Source organism: Streptomyces sp. CNB091, assembly GCF_000377965.1.
Map to the genome: position 1 here is coordinate 43,079 of NZ_KB899016.1, position 18,294 is coordinate 61,372.

Annotated in this window: 18 protein-coding genes; 13 read left to right on the forward strand and 5 right to left on the reverse strand. The window is 71.1% G+C overall.

Annotation, left to right across the window (positions count from 1 at the left end):
• Window positions 1–158 precede the first annotated feature (158 nt).
• A complete protein-coding gene (locus D581_RS0134110; RefSeq protein ID WP_018961605.1) occupies window positions 159–980 on the reverse strand; it encodes a helix-turn-helix domain-containing protein in 822 nt (273 codons plus the stop codon).
• Window positions 981–1,151: 171 nt separating this feature from the next.
• On the opposite strand from D581_RS0134110, the gene D581_RS0134115 reads away from it, so the two are divergent.
• A complete protein-coding gene (locus D581_RS0134115; protein WP_018961606.1) occupies window positions 1,152–1,745 on the forward strand; it encodes a TIGR03086 family metal-binding protein in 594 nt (197 codons plus the stop codon).
• Between the two features lie 517 nt (window positions 1,746–2,262).
• On the opposite strand, the gene D581_RS0134120 is transcribed toward D581_RS0134115, so the two are convergent.
• Complete coding sequence (locus D581_RS0134120; RefSeq protein ID WP_073746161.1) at window positions 2,263–2,847, reverse strand: hypothetical protein; 585 nt, start codon at window positions 2,845–2,847, stop codon at window positions 2,263–2,265.
• 332 nt (window positions 2,848–3,179) lie between these two features.
• Here D581_RS0134120 and hemL point away from each other — a divergent pair, with 332 nt between their 5' ends.
• The 8 genes from hemL to ccsB all read left to right on the forward strand — a co-directional run bounded on the left by hemL (window position 3,180) and on the right by ccsB (window position 12,986).
• Complete coding sequence (hemL, locus tag D581_RS0134125; RefSeq protein ID WP_078625995.1) at window positions 3,180–4,451, forward strand: glutamate-1-semialdehyde 2,1-aminomutase; 1,272 nt, start codon at window positions 3,180–3,182, stop codon at window positions 4,449–4,451.
• Window positions 4,448–5,176, forward strand: coding sequence for a histidine phosphatase family protein (locus D581_RS0134130; RefSeq protein ID WP_018961608.1), 729 nt, complete (start codon window positions 4,448–4,450; stop codon window positions 5,174–5,176). The genes hemL and D581_RS0134130 overlap by 4 nt, the downstream gene beginning before the upstream one ends.
• Window positions 5,177–5,551: 375 nt before the next feature.
• A complete protein-coding gene (locus D581_RS0134135) occupies window positions 5,552–6,973 on the forward strand; it encodes an enterochelin esterase domain-containing protein (RefSeq protein WP_018961609.1) in 1,422 nt (473 codons plus the stop codon).
• A gap of 359 nt (window positions 6,974–7,332) precedes the next feature.
• Window positions 7,333–8,595 carry a hypothetical protein gene (locus tag D581_RS0134140; protein ID WP_018961610.1) on the forward strand — a complete coding sequence of 421 codons (1,263 nt, stop codon included), beginning with the start codon at window positions 7,333–7,335 and terminating at the stop codon, window positions 8,593–8,595.
• Window positions 8,596–8,662: 67 nt separating this feature from the next.
• Window positions 8,663–9,265, forward strand: a complete 603-nt coding sequence (locus D581_RS0134145) for a TlpA family protein disulfide reductase (RefSeq protein WP_018961611.1) — start codon at window positions 8,663–8,665, stop codon at window positions 9,263–9,265.
• A 4-nt stretch (window positions 9,266–9,269) separates the two neighbouring features.
• Window positions 9,270–10,079 (forward strand): cytochrome c biogenesis protein CcdA, encoded by an 810-nt coding sequence (locus tag D581_RS0134150; protein WP_018961612.1) that lies wholly within the window; start codon window positions 9,270–9,272, stop codon window positions 10,077–10,079.
• 4 nt (window positions 10,080–10,083) lie between these two features.
• The gene (gene resB, locus D581_RS0134155) at window positions 10,084–11,904 is read left to right on the forward strand and encodes a cytochrome c biogenesis protein ResB (protein WP_018961613.1); all 1,821 of its coding nucleotides are present in this window, start codon (window positions 10,084–10,086) and stop codon (window positions 11,902–11,904) included.
• A complete protein-coding gene (gene ccsB / locus D581_RS0134160) occupies window positions 11,901–12,986 on the forward strand; it encodes a c-type cytochrome biogenesis protein CcsB (protein ID WP_018961614.1) in 1,086 nt (361 codons plus the stop codon). The genes resB and ccsB overlap by 4 nt, the downstream gene beginning before the upstream one ends.
• A 129-nt stretch (window positions 12,987–13,115) precedes the next feature.
• Here the strand turns inward: ccsB and D581_RS0134165 are convergent, their stop codons facing one another.
• Window positions 13,116–13,472: a PLD nuclease N-terminal domain-containing protein gene (locus D581_RS0134165; RefSeq protein ID WP_018961615.1), complete on the reverse strand. Its 357-nt coding sequence runs from the start codon at window positions 13,470–13,472 to the stop codon at window positions 13,116–13,118.
• 208 nt (window positions 13,473–13,680) lie between these two features.
• Here D581_RS0134165 and D581_RS0134170 point away from each other — a divergent pair, with 208 nt between their 5' ends.
• Window positions 13,681–15,138 carry a menaquinone biosynthesis decarboxylase gene (locus D581_RS0134170; protein WP_018961616.1) on the forward strand — a complete coding sequence of 486 codons (1,458 nt, stop codon included), beginning with the start codon at window positions 13,681–13,683 and terminating at the stop codon, window positions 15,136–15,138.
• On the forward strand, window positions 15,135–16,055 hold the full coding sequence (gene mqnP / locus D581_RS0134175) for a menaquinone biosynthesis prenyltransferase MqnP (protein WP_018961617.1): 921 nt from the start codon (window positions 15,135–15,137) through the stop codon (window positions 16,053–16,055). The genes D581_RS0134170 and mqnP overlap by 4 nt, the downstream gene beginning before the upstream one ends.
• Before the next feature lie 13 nt (window positions 16,056–16,068).
• On the opposite strand, the gene D581_RS0134180 is transcribed toward mqnP, so the two are convergent.
• Window positions 16,069–16,695, reverse strand: a complete 627-nt coding sequence (locus D581_RS0134180) for a rhomboid family protein (protein WP_026291158.1) — start codon at window positions 16,693–16,695, stop codon at window positions 16,069–16,071.
• Between the two features lie 120 nt (window positions 16,696–16,815).
• Between D581_RS0134180 and D581_RS0134185 the strand changes: the two genes are divergently transcribed.
• Window positions 16,816–17,502 carry a UbiX family flavin prenyltransferase gene (locus tag D581_RS0134185; protein ID WP_026291159.1) on the forward strand — a complete coding sequence of 229 codons (687 nt, stop codon included), beginning with the start codon at window positions 16,816–16,818 and terminating at the stop codon, window positions 17,500–17,502.
• 43 nt (window positions 17,503–17,545) lie between these two features.
• On the opposite strand, the gene D581_RS1000000141480 is transcribed toward D581_RS0134185, so the two are convergent.
• Entirely contained in the window at window positions 17,546–17,695 is a 150-nt protein-coding gene (locus tag D581_RS1000000141480) for a hypothetical protein (protein ID WP_018961620.1), read from the reverse strand.
• Between the two features lie 121 nt (window positions 17,696–17,816).
• Between D581_RS1000000141480 and D581_RS0134195 the strand changes: the two genes are divergently transcribed.
• Window positions 17,817–18,272, forward strand: coding sequence for an Lrp/AsnC family transcriptional regulator (locus D581_RS0134195; protein ID WP_018961621.1), 456 nt, complete (start codon window positions 17,817–17,819; stop codon window positions 18,270–18,272).
• The last annotated feature ends 22 nt before the right edge of the window (window positions 18,273–18,294 follow it).

Sequence of the window (18,294 nt, forward strand, 5' to 3'; positions counted from 1 at the left end):
GGGATTTGGCGGGGCGTGCGGGGGCCGGACCGGCGTGCGGGTGCGCGGGTAGATGCGTGTGCGGAGTCGCGCCCGGCCGCCGTCAACGCGGGGCGAACGCCGTCGAGGGCCCGACTGCCCGTCAACGCGGGGCGAACGCCGTGGGGGCCCGACTGCCGTCAACGCGGGGCGAACGCCGTCGGGGGCACGCCCACCGTCGCGGTGAAGTCCCGCACCAGATGGGCCTGGTCGCAGTAGCCCAGGTCCGCCGCGAGCCGCGCCCAGTCGACGGCCGGGTCGGATCCGGCGCGCTCCAGCGCCTCGTGGACGCGGTAGCGGAGGATGACCCACTTGGGGCCGACGCCGACGTACGCGGAGAAGAGCCGTTGCAGGGAGCGGGCGGAGAGCCCGGCGTCCCGGGCGAGCCGGTCGGCCCGGAGCACCGTGCGGTCCGCGCGCACCCGGTCGACGACGGCCATCGCCAGCGTCGCCCGCGGATCGGGGCGGGGCTCCAGGGCCAGCAGGAAGGCGTCCAGCGCCGTGACCCGCGCGTCCTCGTCGTCCGGGTCCAGGACGCCCCGGACGGGGGGCGGCAGCCGCAGCGTCCCGGCGGCGTCGGACCGCAGCCCGGTCCACGTGGACACCGGGCGTCCGGGTGCGAACGGGCGGAACCCGCCGGGCCGGAACTGCACCCCGCAGACCCGCCCGCGCCCGGCCAGTTTCCGGGCGAAGAGCCCGGGATCGACGCCCGCGACCTCGACGTACCCGGACCGCTCCCGAGGGCCGTCCCCCGTCTCGTACCGCTGGAAGACCAGGTTCACCGACGGGTGCGGGACCACATGGGCGGCGTACGGCTCGGTGAGGTCCCAGTCGATCAGCCAGTAGTGCTCCAGATACGGGCGCAGCCCGGCGGCGGGCTCGCGGCGGCGGAAGCGCACGTGCGCGAACAGGTCCGGGGCGTCGACGATGCCCCGGGTGTCGCGGCGAGGTCCGGCGGCCATGACCCGATTTTAGGGCCCTTCGTCTGGATCGGGCCAGGCTCGCGGGGGCCGGTCCGAGCCGGTCCGGTCCGGTCCGGTCCGAGCCGGACGGAAGGCCGTGGTCCCGTGCCCTCGGAACACCTGTCGTGTTTCTTCAAGACGCCGTGCGGTGCGCGGGCGGAGGGTGAAGGCATGACACAGACGATCGGTGAACTGCTGGAAGCCGCCGCGGACCGGGCCCTGCCCGTCGTGCGGGGGATCGACGACGGGCAGCTGGGCGGTGGTACGCCCTGTGCCGAGTACGACGTACGGGCGCTGGTGAACCACCTGTTCCTGGTGGTCGTGAACTTCCAGGCCCTCGCGGCCCGCGAGGAGGTGGATTTCGGCCAGGAGCCGGAGTTCGTGGCGGGCGACTGGCGGGGCAGGTTCGGTGCCGAGACCGCCCGGCTGGTGGAGGCGTGGAGCGTGCCGGGCGTCGAGGAGGGCACGACCGGGCAGATGGGGCTGCCGGCCCGGACGGTGGGGCTCATGGTGCTCGGCGATCTGACCGTGCACGCCTGGGACCTGGCGCGGGCGACGGGCGCGGACTTCGTGCCGGAGGAGCGCGTGCTCGACGAACTGGGGCCGGGGCTGGCGGCGATGGCTCCGCAGGCCCGGGAGATGAAGGTCTTCGGTGAGCCGTTCCCGGTGGGGGAGGGGGCTACGGCCTTCGAGCGGCTGCTGGCGGTGACGGGGCGCGATCAGGCGTGGCGTCTCCCCGCGGCGCCCGGGACGGCCGGGGGCTGAGGCTGCCCAGGGGCGGTCCGGCGCGGCCCGGGGCGTCGTAGAGGGGGCCGAGCGCGGCGTGCGCGTCGTCGACGATCTCCTCGGCCAGGAGCAGCATCTCCTGTTCCGCGAGCCGGGCCGCCCGATGGGTGTAAGGGGACGGTGGCGCCGGATGCCTACGGCGCCACCAGCAGTCGCAGGCCGCGTAGATGCCGCCGCCGAAGACGAGCACGGGGATGGACAGGGCCAGCAGAACGTCGCCCACGGCGGACCTCCAGATGGTCGGGTGTCCTGTGCATCGGCGTGCCCGGTGGGTCGGCTGAAGACCGACTGTCGGCCAAATCCTCACGATATTTGGCTCGAACTGACCGTCGACCGTCGGTCGTCGCCGCACCGCTCCGCCGCGTGCGAGCGGCTCCGGGTATGCCGCGCGCGAGCCGGCTACCGGAGCACGAGGCCGCTCGAACTCCGCTCGAACTCCGCTCGAACTCCGCTCGAACTCCGCTCGAACTCCGTTCGGCCTTCGCCCGTCCCCGGATCAGGGCCAGACCAGGCAGTACGCCTGATGCCCCGCGTCGTGCAGCCGGTGGGAGAAGTCCTGCCACTCGTGGAGCAGCTGGTAGACGTTGAAGGCGTCGCGCGGGCCGCCGCGGTCGGGGACCGTGGACCAGATGAAGGCCGCCGCGCCGACCGACTCCTCGCCGACGCCGCGCAGCGGGTCGACGACGGTCATCGGCAGCTTGACCACGGCGTAGTCGGGGTGGAGGACGACCAGTTCGAGCGGGGGGACCTTGTGCAGGGGTATGCCCTGGATCCCGGTCAGGACCATGGCGGCCACGGTCTCCGGCTTGATCTTGGTGAACATGCCGCCCATGCCGAGCTCGTCACCGCCGAGCTCCTCCGGGCGCATCGAGATGGGCACGCGTGCGGCGGTGGCCCCGTCCGGGGCGCCGAAGTACTTGTATGTCACCCCCATCCCGCCCCCGCTCCTGGTCCCGGGGGGCGGCGTGCTGTCCGCGCCCCTGCTCTGGGCGCGCTCGGCCCTGCGCCGGTGCCGCCCTCGCCGGGCAGGCTCGGGCCCCAGGTCGTCGGTCCCCTCGCCCACTCCGCCACCGCGATGCATATCTCATCCACCCGACTACTTCTTAGGAGACACAGCCCCCGCCGCGCAACCCGATCATCGTGTCAGTGACCTCCCCCGCGGGCGTGCGGTGAAACACCTGTCCGCGAAGACCGTGCGCGCCTCTGACACCATGGCATGTGTGAGCTTTCCCTATGTCGGCCCAGTTTCGCAGACGCGAGGGGACTGACGCTCTTTCGTGATACGAGGGGAGTGCGCTCCCTGCTCACCGGTGGCCGAGATTCTTAGGGATTTCCCGGCCCGGCCTCCCGATACCCGAATCGCAGATCAGGACCAAAGTGGCGTATTCATACGAAGCCCCAGTTTCGCAGTCGCTGTTCGACCGGGCGTCCGTCGTGACGCCCGGCGGCGTGAACTCTCCCGTGCGTGCCTTCCGGGCCGTGGGCGGTACGCCCCGGTTCATGGTGTCCGGCACCGGTCCGTACCTCACCGACGCCGACGGCCGCGAGTACGTCGACCTCGTGTGCTCGTGGGGGCCGATGATTCTCGGCCACTCTCACCCCGAGGTCATCGCCGCCGTCCAGGAGGCGGTCTCCCGGGGTACCTCCTTCGGTACGCCGGGTGAGGGCGAGGTCGCGCTCGCCGAGGAGATCGTGGCGCGGATCGAGCCCGTCGAGCAGGTGCGCCTGGTCTCCTCCGGCACCGAGGCGACCATGTCGGCGATCCGGCTGGCCCGCGGTTTCACGGGTCGGGCCAAGGTCGTGAAGTTCGCCGGCTGCTACCACGGGCACGTGGACGCGCTGCTGGCCGCCGCCGGGTCGGGCGTGGCCACCTTCGGGCTGCCCGACACCCCGGGAGTCACGGGCGCCACGGCGGGGGACACCGTCGTGCTGCCGTACAACGACCTGGACGCGGTGCGCGCCGCCTTCGCCGCGCACCCGGGTGAGATCGCCTGCGTGATCACCGAGGCCTCGCCCGGCAACATGGGCGTCGTCCCGCCGGCGGACGGCTTCAACGCCGGCCTCAAGGAGCTGTGCGCGGCCAACGGCGCGCTGTACATCTCCGACGAGGTCATGACGGGCTTCCGTACGTCGAAGGCCGGCTGGTACGGCGTCGACGGTGTCCGGCCCGACCTGATGACCTTCGGCAAGGTGATGGGCGGCGGCTTCCCCGCGGCGGCCTTCGGCGGTCGCGGCGACGTGATGGCGCACCTGGCCCCGGCCGGCCCGGTCTACCAGGCGGGCACCCTCTCCGGGAACCCGGTCGCCACCGCCGCCGGCCTCGCCCAGCTGCGGCTGCTGGACGACGCGGCGTACGCGAAGATCGACGCGGTCTCCGCAGAGCTGCGCTCCCTGGTGGGCGACGCGCTCACCAAGGAGGGCGTCGCGCACACCGTGTCCGCCGCGAGCAACATGTTCTCCGTCTTCTTCACGGACGAGCCCGTCCGGGACTACGACGACGCCAAGAAGCAGGACGTCTTCCGCTTCACCGCGTTCTTCCACGCGATGCTGGAGCAGGGCGTCTACCTGCCGCCCTCGGCGTTCGAGTCCTGGTTCGTCTCCACGGCCCACGACGAGCGGGCGGTCGAGCGCATCGCCGCCGCCCTGCCCGCCGCCGCCCGTGCCGCGGTGGAGGCCACCGCATGAGCGAGATGAGCACGGACCGCGAGAGCGTCGGCCGCGACGAGCAGCTGACCGTGGTGCACGTGGTCCGGCACGGCGAGGTGCACAACCCGGACGGCGTGCTCTACGGGCGCCGCCCCGGCTACCACCTCTCCGACCTGGGCCGGAAGATGGCCGACCGGGTCGCCGGCCACCTGGAGAAGCGCGACATCACCCATGTCGTGGCCTCCCCGCTGGAGCGCGCCCAGGAGACGGCCGCCCCCGTCGCCAAGGCGCACGGCCTGGACCTCGCCACCGACGCCCGGCTGATCGAGGCGGCCAACGTCTTCGAGGGCAAGACCTTCGGCGTCGGCGACGGCGCGCTGCGCAAGCCGGACAACTGGAAGCACCTCACCAATCCGTTCAAGCCGTCCTGGGGCGAGCCGTACATCGAGCAGGTCGTCCGGATGATGGGTGCGCTCGACGCCGCCCGGGACGCGGCGCGCGGCCACGAGGCGGTCTGCGTCAGCCACCAGCTGCCGATCTGGATCCTGCGCTCCTTCGTCGAGCGCCGCCGTCTGTGGCACGACCCGCGCAAGCGGCAGTGCACGCTGGCCTCGCTGACGAGCTTCACCTACCGGGGCGACCGGATCGTCTCGGTCGGCTACTCGGAGCCGGCCCGCGACCTGGTGCCCGTGCACCTGCTGGCCGGGGCCAAGCCGGTGAGGGGGAAGGCCGCGAAGGGCCAGTCCAAGGCGTTCGGCGCGTAGTCCGACGCCACGGGACGGGTTCTACGGGATGTACGGGATGTACGGGCTCCACGGGATCTATGGGACGTACGGGACCGGCTGCCGCGCATCGCGGCGGGCGGTCCCGTCCCTTTTTCCGCGCCACCTGTCTTACACACCGTCAACAAAAAGTTAGCTTAGGCTAAGCTAACTTGACTCCAGGAGGGCGGGCCCACGGCCCGTCGGGCCCCGCTGGTTCCCGTGGGGCTCGTCGTGGTCACCGACGCCTGCGACGGAACGGTGGAACGATGATCCGCACTGCCCCCACGACCACGACCACGACCACGACCGCGACCACGACCGCGACCACGTCCGACCGGAGACCGGCCGGGCGGGCCACCCCGGTGAGGTCGGCCGATGAGTGACGCGGCCCGTGCGGCGGACGCCGCTCCCCGGCCGGTCACCGGCTCCCGGGTGGCCCGGCTCGCCCGGCAGCTCGAAGCCGCCCGGGACGCCGCCGCCCGGGACGCCCTGACCGAGGCGTTCTGGGAGGAGGCGGCCCGTACCGGCACCCCGCTCGTCGAAGCGCTCGACGACGCCCCCGGCCATCGCGCCGTCACCTTCCTCTGGCGGGGCCACCGCGCGACCCGCCAGGTCCTCCTGATGGCGACCGGCATCGGCGACCCCGACCGGCGGGCCGGCACACTCCTCCACCACCTCCCGGGCACCGACGTCTGGTACCTCGGCTACCGGCTGCGCGCCGACCACCGAGGGTCCTACCGGCTGGTCGCCGACATCTCCCCGGGCCCCGCGCCCGTCGATCCCGCCCTGCTCCAGCGGCGGCTGGCGGCGCTGACGGCGCACGGTGGGGCGGACCCCCTCAACCCGTGCCGGCTGCCGGCCCGCCGGCGGGCGGTGGAGAGTTCGGTGTTCGCCCTGCCGGAGGCCCCGCCCCAGCCCTGGGCGGGCCGGCGGGCCGACGTTCGGCGCGGCGCCGTCGAGCGGCACACCCTCGCGGGCCGGTCGCCCGGCGAGGGGCGCGAGGTCTGGACGTACCTTCCGCCGGAGGGGGCGGACCGCCCCGGAGACGGTCGGCCTGTGCCTGTGCCTGTGCCTGTGCCTGTGCCGGGGCCGCTGCCGGTGCTCGTGCTCTGCGACGGGGACATGTGGTTCGGGCGGCTCGGCTTCCAGGACACGCTGGACGCGCTGATCGCCGACGGGGCCCTGCCGCCGCTCGTCGTGCTCTCCCCGGACGGCGAGGGCACCGAGGGTGCCGAGGACGGCGAGGCCGCCGGGTCCCTGCGGCGCGACCCGGGCGGGCGGGAGGCCTACGCCGCCTTCCTCGCCGACGAACTGCTGCCCTGGGCGCGCGCCCGGTGGCCGTTGACCGCCGACGCGGACCGGACCGCCGTCTCCGGCCAGGGGCCCGGCGGGACGACGGCGCTGTACGCCGCCCTCACCCGGCCCGAACGCTTCGGCCGGGTCCTCGTCCAGTCACCCTCGCCGGACGGGCGGCCCGACGGCGAGGAAGGGACCCCGGGCGAGGGGGACCGGATGCCCGACGGCGGGGATCGGACCACGGCCGGCGGGGGCCGGACGGCCGACGGGGACCGGACCACGGTCGGTGGGGACCGGATTCCCGGCCCCGTCGTCCACCTCGCCCTCGGCCTGCACGACGGGGCCGCTTGGGCCGAGCACGGAGAGGCTCTCGTCCCGGCGCTGCGCGTCCGGGGGCACCGGGTCGTCCGCACCGTTCACAACGGCGGCCGCGACCACGCCTGCTGGCAGGGTCTCCTGGCCGACGCCCTGGTGGAGACCTTCCGCTCGACCAGCACCTAGGCCGGCCGACGGGCTGTCCCCGCGCCCGCGCCCGCGCATGAGTTCGACGATCCAGGGAAGCCGATCCGTCGACGCCGACCGTCGGCGCCGACGCATCGGCCCCGAAAGCGGTCGGTGACCCGTCGGCCGACGGCAGAACTGCGGAGGGCCACTCCCGCGTCCCCCGTCAGGGCTGCCCGTAAGCGCGTGCGAGCGTCGTACGGACGTGTCGCGCCCGGACCGGGCGGACCGTCGGTCGAGCTGCGAGGTAAAGCGTAAAGAAAGTCCCCAAATGCACGGAACCGACGTGTTACGCGCCCCATCTAACCCTTCAGCAGTTTGTATGGACTTGAGATAAAACGACCGCAGATGGGGACGGTATGCGCGAGATCAATCGAAGGGGCCTGCTCGGGGCGGGGCTCGGCGCCGCAGCCGCGATCGGCCTCGCCGGCTGTGGCGCCTCGGGCTCCTCCGGCGACGGAGGTCCCGGCCGGGGCGGCGCAGGCGACGCGGGCACCAGCGGCAACGGCAACGGCAGCGGAAACGGCGTGCCGAAGAACAAGGTCCGGCTGATCGGTGACGGCTCGACCGCCGACACCGGCAAACAGCCCAACCAGCCGCAGGCGCCCGTCCCGCTCGAACCCGGCCAGAAGCCGCCGCAGTTCGTGATCTTTTCCTGGGACGGCGCGGGCGAGGTCGGCAACGGGCTCTTCCCGCGCTTTCTCGAACTGGCCAAGGAGCACGACGCGGCCATGACGTTCTTCCTCTCCGGCATCTACGTGCTGCCCGAGTCGAAGAAATCCCTCTACCGTCCGCCGAACAACCCCCGTGGCGCCTCCGACATCGGCTATCTCACCGACGATCACGTCAGGGACACCCTGAAATACGTGCGCCAGGCGTGGCTGGACGGCCATGAGATCGGCACCCACTTCAACGGGCATTTCTGCGGTGGTTCCGGATCCGTCGAACACTGGACGCCAGCCCAATGGCACAGCGAGATCAATCAGGCTGTGTCCTTCGTCACGGAATGGCGGACGAACACCGGCTGGGAGAACGAGGATCCGCTCCCGTTCGACTACCGCAAGGAACTGATCGGCGGACGCACGCCCTGCCTGCTCGGCCAGGACAATCTCCTGCCGACCGCGCGCAAACTGGGCTGGCGCTACGACGCCAGCTCGCCGGGCGGCCGCCAGACCTGGCCCGTGAAGCGCGGCGGCGTCTGGGATCTGCCGTTGCAGGCGATGCCGTTCCCCGGGCACTCCTTCGAGGTGCTCTCGATGGACTACAACATCCTCGCCAATCAGTCGAAGAATTCGACGAAGGGCATGCCCTCGCGTTATCCGGGCTGGCGGACCCAGGCGACCGGGGCGTATCTCGCCGGTTTCCAGCGGGCGTACGAGTCGAATCGCGCGCCGTTCTACATCGGCAACCACTTCGAGGAGTGGAACGGCGGCATCTACATGGACGCCGTGGAAGAAGTGATCAAGAAGGTGTCGGACAAGGACGACGTGCGTCTCGTCTCGTTCCGGCAGTACGTCGACTGGCTCGATGTCCAGGATCCCGCCGTGCTCGCCAAGCTCCGGACGCTGGACGTCGGACAGGCGCCCGCCGACGGCTGGAACTCCTTCTTTAAACAGGCTTGACAAGGGGCTTTACGGGCACTGAGGGGGGCGCGGGGGAGCCCGGAATCCGCCATGCGAAACTTTTCACATGAGCTTTGGCCGCGCGTCCCGACGCCGCTTCACCCTGCTCGCCGCCACCGCTGTGGCCGGTGCCCTGACGCTGTCCGCGTGCGGCGACGGCAACAAGGCCGGAGGCGGCGGCAACACCAACTTCATCACCGGCAGCGGGGGCATCTCCACCGTCGCGAAGGCGGACCGGGTGGCGGCGCCGAAGCTCGACGGCGAGGGTCTGGACGGCAAGCCGCTCGACGTCGCCGACTACAAGGGCAAGGTCGTCGTGCTCAACGTCTGGGGCTCCTGGTGCGGCCCCTGCCGGCTGGAGGCGAAGTACTTCGCGCAGGTCTCCGAGGAGACGAAGGCCCAGGGCGTCCAGTTCATCGGCATCAACACCCGGGACCCCGAGCGGGACAAGGCGATCAACTTCGAGAAGGACTACGGGGTCGAGTACCCCAGCTTCTACGACCCGATCGGCAAGCTCATCCTCCGCTTCCCCAAAGGCACCCTGAACCCGCAGGCCATCCCGTCCACCGTGGTCCTCGACCGGGACGGGAAGATCGCCGCCCGCACACTCCGGGGGCTCGACGCGGACGAGTTGCGCGAGATGATCGACCCGGTCATCGCGGAGAAGTGATCCAGTGATCCCGCTCGCCGCCCCCCACGAGACCGTCGCGCTCGCCGCGTACAGCGACACCGTCACGCTGGCCGCGTACAACGACACCGTCCTGACCGGGGCGCTGCTGGTCGCTCTGCCGCTCGCCCTGCTGGCCGGTCTCGTCTCCTTCTTCTCGCCCTGCGTCCTGCCGCTCGTACCCGGCTATCTGAGTTACGTCACCGGGGTCAGCGGCACGGACCTCGCCGAGGCACGCCGAGGCCGGGTGGTGGCGGGCGCCTCGCTGTTCGTCCTCGGCTTCACCGTGGTGTTCGCCTCCACCGGCGCGCTCTTCGGCTACTTCGGCCAAGAGCTCCAGGCACACTCCGAGGTGCTCAACAAGGTCCTCGGCGTGCTGATGATCCTCATGGGCGTCTTCTTCATGGGGCTCCTGCCGGGGGTGACGATGCGCGAGTTCCGCATCCACAAGCGGCCGGTGGCCGGACTGGCCGGCGCGCCGCTGCTCGGCGCGCTCTTCGGGATCGGCTGGACGCCGTGCATCGGCCCGACCCTCGCCTCCGTACTGGCGCTCTCGACCGACAGCGCCACCGCCGGACGCGGCGCGATACTGACCGTCGCGTACTGTCTCGGTCTCGGTGTCCCGTTCATCCTCGCCGCGGTCGCCTTCCGCAAGGCGCTCGGCGCGTTCGGCTGGGTCAAGCGCCACTACGCATGGGTGATGCGGATCGGCGGCGGCATGATGATCGTGACCGGAATCCTGCTGCTGACCGGTGTGTGGGCCACGCTCATGCAGCACATGCAGAGCTGGTCCAGCGGCTTCGTTGTAGGGATCTGAGTTCATGAGCAAGTCGAACGGCACAGAGACGCGGCAGCGCGAGGACGAGCGCGACCAGGGCTCCGCCCACGGCGCGGCGGGCGAACAGCTCTCCACCGCGCCCCGCGAGGAGCGCCCCGACACCGGGGCCGGCGTACCCGCGATGAGCGTGATCGGCTGGGCGCGCTGGTTCTGGCGTCAGCTCACCTCGATGCGGGTGGCGCTGATCCTGCTCTTCCTGCTCTCCCTCGGGGCCATCCCGGGGTCGCTGATCCCGCAGACCAGCGTCGACGACATGAAGGTGCAGGACTTCAAGGACCAGCACACCACCCTCACCCCGATCTACGAGAAGCTCCAGCTCTTCGACGTCTACAGCTCGGTGTGGTTCTCCGCGATCTACATCCTGCTGTTCGTCTCGCTCATCGGCTGCATCGTGCCGCGCACCGGTCAGTTCGTGGGCCAGCTGCGCAGCCGCCCGCCGGGCGCCCCGAAGCGGCTGACCCGGCTGCCCGCGTACACCACCTGGCGCACGGAGGCCGAGCCCGAGGCGGCCCGTGAAGCGGCCCTCGCCCTCCTGCGTAAGCGGCGCTTCCGGGCGCACGTGGTGGGCGACGCGGTCGCCGCCGAGAAGGGCTACCTCCGCGAGGCCGGGAACCTGGTCTTCCACATCGCCCTGATCGTGATGCTGGTGGCCTTCGCCTCCGGGCAGCTCTTCAAGTCGGAGGGCGGCAAGCTGATCGTCGAGGGCGACGGCTTCTCCAACACGCTCACCCAGTACGACGACTTCAAGTCCGGCTCGCTCCACGACTCCGACTCGCTGGCCCCGTTCAGCTTCGTGCTCGACGAGTTCGTCGGTACGTACGAGAAGAGCGGCCCGCAGCGCGGCACCCCGCGGACCTTCGAGGCCCGGGTGACGTACACCGAGGGGGCCGACGGCGCGGAGCGCAAGGACGTCATCAAGGTCAACGAGCCGCTCACCGTGGACGGCACCAAGATCTATCTGATCGCCCACGGCTACGCCCCCGTCGTCACCGTCCGGGACGGCAAGGGGAAGGTCGTCTCCCGGTCCGCGGTCCCGCTGCTGCCGATCGACAACAACATCACCTCGTCCGGCGCCATCAAGGTGATGGACGGCTACAAGGACAAGAACGGCAAGAAGACCCAGCTGGGCTTCAAGGCCTTCTTCGTGCCGACCTTCGCCGGCGAGGGCAAGGGCCAGATGTTCTCGCAGTTCCCCGCCCTGGACTTCCCCGTCCTGGCGCTCAGCGCCTACCAGGGCTCCCTCGGCGTCGACTCCGGGCTGGCGCAGAACGTCTACCAGCTCGACACGTCCAAGATGAAGGAGTTCAAGGGCGAGGACGGCGAGCTCCTCAAGAAGATGATGATGCCGGGCGAGAAGCTGGACCTGCCCGACGGCGCCGGATCCATCACCTTCGACGGCGTCGAGGAGTGGGCCAGCTTCCAGATCTCGCAGCAGCCCGGCAACGGCTGGGCGCTCGGCGGGGCCGTCGCCGCCATCGCGGGTCTCGCCGGCTCGCTGTTCATCCAGCGCCGCCGCGTGTGGGTGCGGGCGGTCCGGGGCGCCGACGGCGTCACGGTCGTGGAGATGGCGGGCCTGGGCCGCAGCGAGTCCGCGAGGCTCCCCGAGGAACTGGGCGACCTGTCGGCCGCTCTGGTCACCACGGCGCCCGTCGCCCCGGCCGCTGCCAAGGCCCCGGACACGCCGGAGGCCCCGGACACGCCGGACGGGCCCGGTACGACCGGCGCCACGAACGATGTCACGAACGAGGCCGGGAGCCGGCCCGTACATCCTGCCGAAGCACCTGTCGAAGGGGCTGAGAAGTGAATCTCGCCGCCGCAACCAACGAGAGCCTGGCGAACACCAGCAATGTGCTGATCTATTCGTCGATGGCCGTCTACACCCTGGCCTTCTTCGCGCACATCGCGGAGTGGGTGCTCGGCAGCCGCAGCAAGGTCGGCCGCACCGCCGCCGGGCTGTCCGCCTCCGGAGCGGGCGCCTCCGCGTCCGCCGCCGCCGGGGGGGAGGCGCGCGCCGGTGGCACGGCCGTGCTGGACCGGCCCGAGGTCATCACCCGTTCCGCCACCGGTACGCGTGACGTGCCCGACGGCCCGGGTGCGGCCGGCGGCACGTTCAAGGGCGACCTGTGGGGCCGGATCGCGGTCTCGCTGACCGTGGTGGCGTTCCTCGTCGAGGCGAGCGGCGTCGCCACCCGCGCCCTTTCGGTGCAGCGGGCCCCCTGGGCCAACATGTACGAGTTCTCCATCACCTTCTCGACGGTGGCGGTCGGCTCCTACCTGGTGCTGCTCGCCCTGAAGAAGAACGTCCGCTGGATCGGCCTCCCGCTGGTCACCACCGTCCTGCTGGACCTGGGCATCGCGGTCACGACGCTCTACACCGCCAGCGACCAGCTGGTGCCCGCGCTGCACTCGTACTGGCTGTGGATCCACGTCTCGACCGCGATCATCTGCGGCGCCGTCTTCTACCTCGGTGCGGTCGGTACGGTCCTCTACCTCTTCCGCGACACCTACGAGAGCAAGCTCGCCTCCGGCGGCACGCCCGGCAGGTTCGCCACCTCGGTCATGGAGCGGCTGCCCTCGGCGTCCACGCTGGACAGGTTCTCGTACCGGCTCAACGCGGCCTTCTTCCCGCTGTGGACGTTCACGATCATCGCCGGCGCGATCTGGGCGGGCGACGCCTGGGGCCGGTACTGGGGCTGGGACCCCAAGGAGGTCTGGTCCTTCATCACCTGGGTCGCCTACGCCGCCTATCTGCACGCCCGCGCCACCGCCGGCTGGAAGGGCCGCAAGGCCGCCTACCTGGCGCTCGTCGCGTTCGCCTGCTGGCTGTTCAACTACTACGGCGTGAACATGTTCGTCTCCGGCCTGCACTCCTACGCGGGGGTCTGAGAAACCCGCGGGTCTGAGAAACCCGCGCACGACGTACGACGGCTCCCCGGGCGGATTCTCGTCCGGGGAGCCGTCGTGTAGCGGTCGGTGGTGCGCCGTCAGGCGGCCGGTCAGGCGGCCGGTGCGACGTCAGGCGGTCGGCGGGGTCTTGTCGTCGGGGCCCGTGCCGCCGTCGCGACGGCGGCCCCGCTCCTCCTCGGCCTCTGCCTCGGCGTCCTTGTCGTCCTTGAGCGACTTGAGGAAGTCCGGGTTGTCGTCCGGGGCCACCCACTGCTGCCGCCCGCGCCGCTGCCAGCCAGGTCCCGTGCCCCCGGCCCTGTTGTGGCGCTTCTTGCCGGCGGCGAGCCACACGACCGGGCCGACGATCCAGAACAGCAGGATGATGAAGACCCAGGCGATCTTCGGCAGATGCTTGGTGTCCTCCTCCGTGGTGTTCAGGCAGTCGATGAACGCGTAGATCGTCAGAGCCAGCGGGACGATGATCATCAGGGCTCTCATGGTGCGTCCCCCAGGAAGGCGGCGGCGGGCGGGATGAAGCCCGGTGTCGCGGCCAGGGTACCGGCTCGGCATGAAGGGGCCGGAGCCCGGAGGCGGACCAGCCGGGCGCGTGCCCGGACGGCCGGCGGACTTTCGGCGCGCGGCGCGGGGGGAGCCCCGGCGGGGCCGCGGGGGCGGGGATGACAAACTGGACCGCATGGCTTACGACGATCTTCGCTCCCTGCTCCGGGCTCTTGAGCGCGATGGTGATCTCAAGCGCGTCAAGGTCGAGGTCGACCCCCACCTGGAGGTCGGCGAGATCGTCGACCGGGTCAACAAGGCGGGCGGGCCCGCCCTGCTGTTCGAGAACGTCAAGGGGTCCTCGATGCCCCTGGCCATGAACGTCTTCGGTACCGACCGGCGCCTCCTGAAGGCCCTCGGACTGAAGTCGTACAGCGACATCAGCGACAAGATCGGCGGACTCCTCAAGCCGGAGCTGCCGCAGGGCTTCGTCGGGGTGCGGGAGGCCTTCGGGAAGCTCGGCTCGATGGTGCACGTGCCGCCGAAGAAGGTGAAGACCGGCGACGCGCCCGTCCAGGAGGTGGTGCTGACCGGCGACGACGTCGACCTGGACCAGCTGCCCGCGCTCTTCACCTGGCCCGAGGACGGCGGCTCCTTCTTCAACCTCGGCCTCACCCACACCAAGCACCCCGAGAACGGCGTCCGGAACCTGGGCCTCTACCGGCTCCAGCGGCACGACAAGCGCACCATCGGGATGCACTGGCAGATCCACAAGGACAGCGCCAACCACTACCAGGTCGCGGCGAGGCGCGGTGAGCGGCTGCCCGTCGCCATCGCCTTCGGCTGCCCGCCCGCCGTGACGTACGCCTCCACCGCCCCGCTGCCCGGGGACATCGACGAGTACCTCTTCGCCGGGTTCGTCCAGGGCAAGCGGATCGAGATGGTCGACTGCAAGACCGTGCCGCTCCAGGTCCCCGCGCAGGCGGAGGTCGTCATCGAGGGCTGGCTGGAGCCGGGCGAGATGCTCCCCGAGGGCCCCTTCGGAGACCACACCGGCTTCTACACCCCGCAGGAACCGTTCCCCGCACTGACCATCGACTGCGTCACCATGCGCAAGCGGCCGCTGCTCCAGTCCATCGTGGTGGGCCGGCCGCCGACCGAGGACGGGCCGCTGGGCCGGGCCACGGAACGGTTCTTCCTGCCGCTGCTGAAAATCATCGTGCCGGACATCGTGGACTACCACCTTCCCGAGGCGGGCGGCTTCCACAACTGCGCGATCGTCTCGATCGACAAGAAGTACCCGAAGCACGCCCAGAAGGTGATGAGCGCGATCTGGGGCGCGCACATGATGTCGCTGACCAAGCTGATCGTGGTGGTCGACTCCGACTGCGACGTCCACGATCTGCACGAGGTCGCCTGGCGGGCGCTCGGCAACACCGACTACGCCCGCGACCTCACGGTCACCGAGGGGCCGGTCGACCACCTGGACCACGCCTCGTACCAGCAGTTCTGGGGCGGCAAGGCGGGCATCGACGCCACGAAGAAGCTGCCCACCGAGGGCTACACCCGGGACGGCGGATGGCCGGAGATGGTCGAGTCCGACCCGGAGACGGCGGCGAAGGTCGACCGTCGCTGGAAGGAATACGGGCTGTGAGCAGTACGGCGGAAGCGGCGTCCGCTCCCGGGCCCGCGCCCTCGGCCGGCAAGGTGAAGGCCTTCCTGCGGCTCGTGATGATCGAGCACTCGGTCTTCGCGCTGCCGTTCGCGTACATCGCCGCGCTGACCGCGATGTTCCTGCTGGACGGCTCCATCCACTGGGGCACGCTGCTGCTCGTCACGCTGGCGATGGTGGGGCTGCGGACGTTCGCGATGGCCGCCAACCGGATCATCGACCGGGAGATCGACGCCCGGAACCCGCGCACCGCGGGCCGTGAGCTGGTGACCGGCGCGGTGTCGGTGAAGTCCGCGTGGACCGGTGCGCTGGTCGCGCTGGCCGTCTTCCTGGGCGCGGCGGCCCTGCTCAACCCGCTGTGCCTGGTGCTCGCGCCGCTGGCCGTCGTGCCGATGGTGCTCTACCCGTACGGCAAGCGGTTCACGAATTTCCCGCACGCCATCCTGGGCCTGGCGCAGGCCATCGGACCGGTCGGCGCCTGGCTCGCGGTGACCGGCAACTGGTCGTGGGACGCGGTGATCCTCGGGCTCGCCGTGGGGATCTGGATCGGCGGCTTCGACCTGATCTTCGCCTGCCAGGACGTGGCTGCGGACCGGGCCCACGGGGTGCTCTCCTTCCCGGCGCGCTTCGGGATCCCGGCGGCGCTGTGGGGCGCGCGGGTGTGCCACGCGGTCACGACCGGGCTGCTGGTGTGGTTCGGCCTGGCCACGGACGCCGGGCTCTTCTACTGGATCGGCATGGCGATCGTCGCGGCGGCGTTCGTCTACGAGCACCGGGTGGTGCGGCCGCACGACCTGTCCCGGCTGAACCGGGCGTTCTTCTCGGTGAACGGCTTCATCGGCATCGCGCTGTTCGCCTGCGCGCTGCTCGACCTGCTGGTGCGCGGCCTGACGCCGTGAGCGGAGGTCCGGCTCAGACCGTGACCAGGTTCTCCGGTGGGCGGCGCGGGCGGCGGAAGAGGAAGGCCGCCGCCACCCCGCCGGCCAGCCCGAACAGGTGGCCCTGCCAGCTGACGCCCGAGTCGGTCGGCAGGACGCCCCACAGCAGCGAGCCGTAGACCACGGCGACGCCGACGCCTATGAGGACGTCCCAGGGGCGGCGGTCCACGAAGCCGCGGACCAGCAGATAGCCGAACAGCCCGAAGACCACGCCGGACGCGCCGAGCGTGATCGTGTTCGCCGGGGCGGTCAGCCAGACGCCGAGGCCGCTGACCAGGATGATCGTCACGACGACGGCGGCGAACCGGCGGAGCCCCGCGAGGGCGGCGATGAAGCCGAGGACCAGCAGCGGGACGCTGTTGGAGGCCAGGTGCTCCCACCCGCTGTGCAGGAACGCGGCGGGCACCACGTCCCGCAGCTCCGCCGCCTCGCGCGGGCTGATGCCGTAGGGGTCCAGGGCGTTGGCCGTGGCGGTGTCGATCCCTTCGAGGATCCAGAGCAGGGCCACCCAGCCCGCCATCAGGAGCCCCGCGGTGAGGGCCCGCGCACCGCCGGTGGTGCCGTTGCCCGTGGTCCGGTCGGTGGTCCAGTAGTCGCCCATGGTCAGTCCCTGCCCCCGGTTGCCCGTCACCCGGTGAACGTCTGCGGCGCCCGCCCGGTTCCGGGTGCCGGGCGCGAGGGCGTGCCGGATAGGCTCGCAGGTGTGGAATCCAGGACTTCAGTGACTCATCAGCAGCGGCGGCCTTGGATTGTCGGGGTGTCCGGTGCTTCGGGTACCCCGTTCGCGGCCGCCGTTCTGCGCGGGCTGCTCGCGGCGGGCGAGAGCGTGGACCTGGTGGTGAGCCGGGCCTCGCGGCTCACGCTGCTGGACGAGACCGGCATCGCGTTCCGGGACGGGCACTGGCGCGAGGATCTGCGGACCTGGCTGGAGCGGGGGGCCGACGGGAAGCCGGACGCGTTCGCGGTCGGGGAGGCAGGGCTGGAGCTCGTACGCCATTGGCCCGCCGGTGATCTGGCGGCCGGGCCGTCCTCCGGGTCGTACCCGGCGAAGGGGATGCTCATCGTGCCGGCCTCGACGGCCTGTGTGGCCGGCGTGGCGCTCGGTCTGTCGAAGGATCTGCTCCAGCGGGCCGCGAGCGTGACGCTCAAGGAGCGCCGCCCGCTCGTCGTGGCGGTGCGCGAGACTCCGCTGAGCGGCCAGACGCTGAAGCAGATGGTGGCCCTGGACGAGGCGGGCGCGATCGTGCTGCCCGCCTCTCCGGCGTTCTACGCGGGTGCGACGCACATCCAGGATCTGGTGGATTTCGTCGCGGGGCGGGTGCTGGACGCCGGAGGCGTGCCGCACCGGCTGTACCGCCGCTGGGAAGGAGAGCTCGGTGGCGGTTCCCGAGGCACCCAGGACCGATAGGCCCTGGTCAGTACCTCTAGAGGCCCGGTCAGTCAGGTGCTGGTCAGCGCTTCTTGTGCGCGCGGCGCGGGGTGCGGGTCTTGTCGACGCGGTGCGCGGCGGCGGGCTGGTGGGCACGCGAGCGGTTGGCCAGGTCCTGCAGCTCGCGCATCCGGGCGTAGGCCATCTCGATCGTGTACACGGTGAAGTTCACTCCTGAAGATTCGAAAGCGTTTCTTGGATGTTCTAGAAGATTTGCAGGGTGTCAGCCCTACATGCCTTAGATTCTACACGTAGAATCGCGGTACTGCTGAACAATGGAAGGTTTCAGTCATATGGACGCGGTGGACAGGCAGCTCATCCAGGCCCTCAGGGAGAACGGCAGGGCCTCGTACGCCGAGCTGGGACGGCTCGTGGGGCTCTCCGGGCCCAGCGTCACCGACCGCATCAACCGGCTGGAAACCGCTGGTGTCATCACCGGCTACCGCGCCACCGTCGACTCCGCGTCGCTGGGGCTCGGCGTGACCGCGCTGATCGGGATCTCCCTGTCGGACGCGGCCGACCACGAGGACGTGGCGCGCCGGCTGAAGGACCTCGCGGAGATCGAGGACTGCTGGTTCATCGCGGGCGACGACTCGTACATGCTGAAGGTCCGGGTCGGCGACGTGGACGGTCTTGAGAAGACGATCCGCCGCCTCAGCGGTACGAAGGGCGTCTCCCGGACGCGTACGACGATCGTGCTCTCCACCAAGTGGGAGAACCGGGTCGGAGAACTCCCCGAAGAGGCGTAGGCGTACGGTTGGTCGGAGTCTG

What these genes read in the sequence shown, in the direction of transcription:
- D581_RS0134110 (WP_018961605.1), bottom strand. Translation starts at nt 980, where the DNA reads ATGGCCGCCGGACCTCGCCGCGACACCCGGGGCATCGTCGACGCCCCG.
- D581_RS0134115 (WP_018961606.1), top strand. Translation starts at nt 1,152, where the DNA reads ATGACACAGACGATCGGTGAACTGCTGGAAGCCGCCGCGGACCGGGCC.
- resB (WP_018961613.1), top strand. Translation starts at nt 10,084, where the DNA reads ATGAGCAAGTCGAACGGCACAGAGACGCGGCAGCGCGAGGACGAGCGC.
- D581_RS0134170 (WP_018961616.1), top strand. Translation starts at nt 13,681, where the DNA reads ATGGCTTACGACGATCTTCGCTCCCTGCTCCGGGCTCTTGAGCGCGAT.
- D581_RS0134120 (WP_073746161.1), bottom strand. Translation starts at nt 2,847, where the DNA reads ATGCATCGCGGTGGCGGAGTGGGCGAGGGGACCGACGACCTGGGGCCC.
- D581_RS0134130 (WP_018961608.1), top strand. Translation starts at nt 4,448, where the DNA reads ATGAGCGAGATGAGCACGGACCGCGAGAGCGTCGGCCGCGACGAGCAG.
- D581_RS0134145 (WP_018961611.1), top strand. Translation starts at nt 8,663, where the DNA reads ATGAGCTTTGGCCGCGCGTCCCGACGCCGCTTCACCCTGCTCGCCGCC.
- D581_RS0134195 (WP_018961621.1), top strand. Translation starts at nt 17,817, where the DNA reads ATGGACGCGGTGGACAGGCAGCTCATCCAGGCCCTCAGGGAGAACGGC.
- D581_RS0134135 (WP_018961609.1), top strand. Translation starts at nt 5,552, where the DNA reads ATGAGTGACGCGGCCCGTGCGGCGGACGCCGCTCCCCGGCCGGTCACC.
- D581_RS0134140 (WP_018961610.1), top strand. Translation starts at nt 7,333, where the DNA reads ATGCGCGAGATCAATCGAAGGGGCCTGCTCGGGGCGGGGCTCGGCGCC.
- D581_RS0134165 (WP_018961615.1), bottom strand. Translation starts at nt 13,472, where the DNA reads ATGATCATCGTCCCGCTGGCTCTGACGATCTACGCGTTCATCGACTGC.
- D581_RS0134180 (WP_026291158.1), bottom strand. Translation starts at nt 16,695, where the DNA reads ATGGGCGACTACTGGACCACCGACCGGACCACGGGCAACGGCACCACC.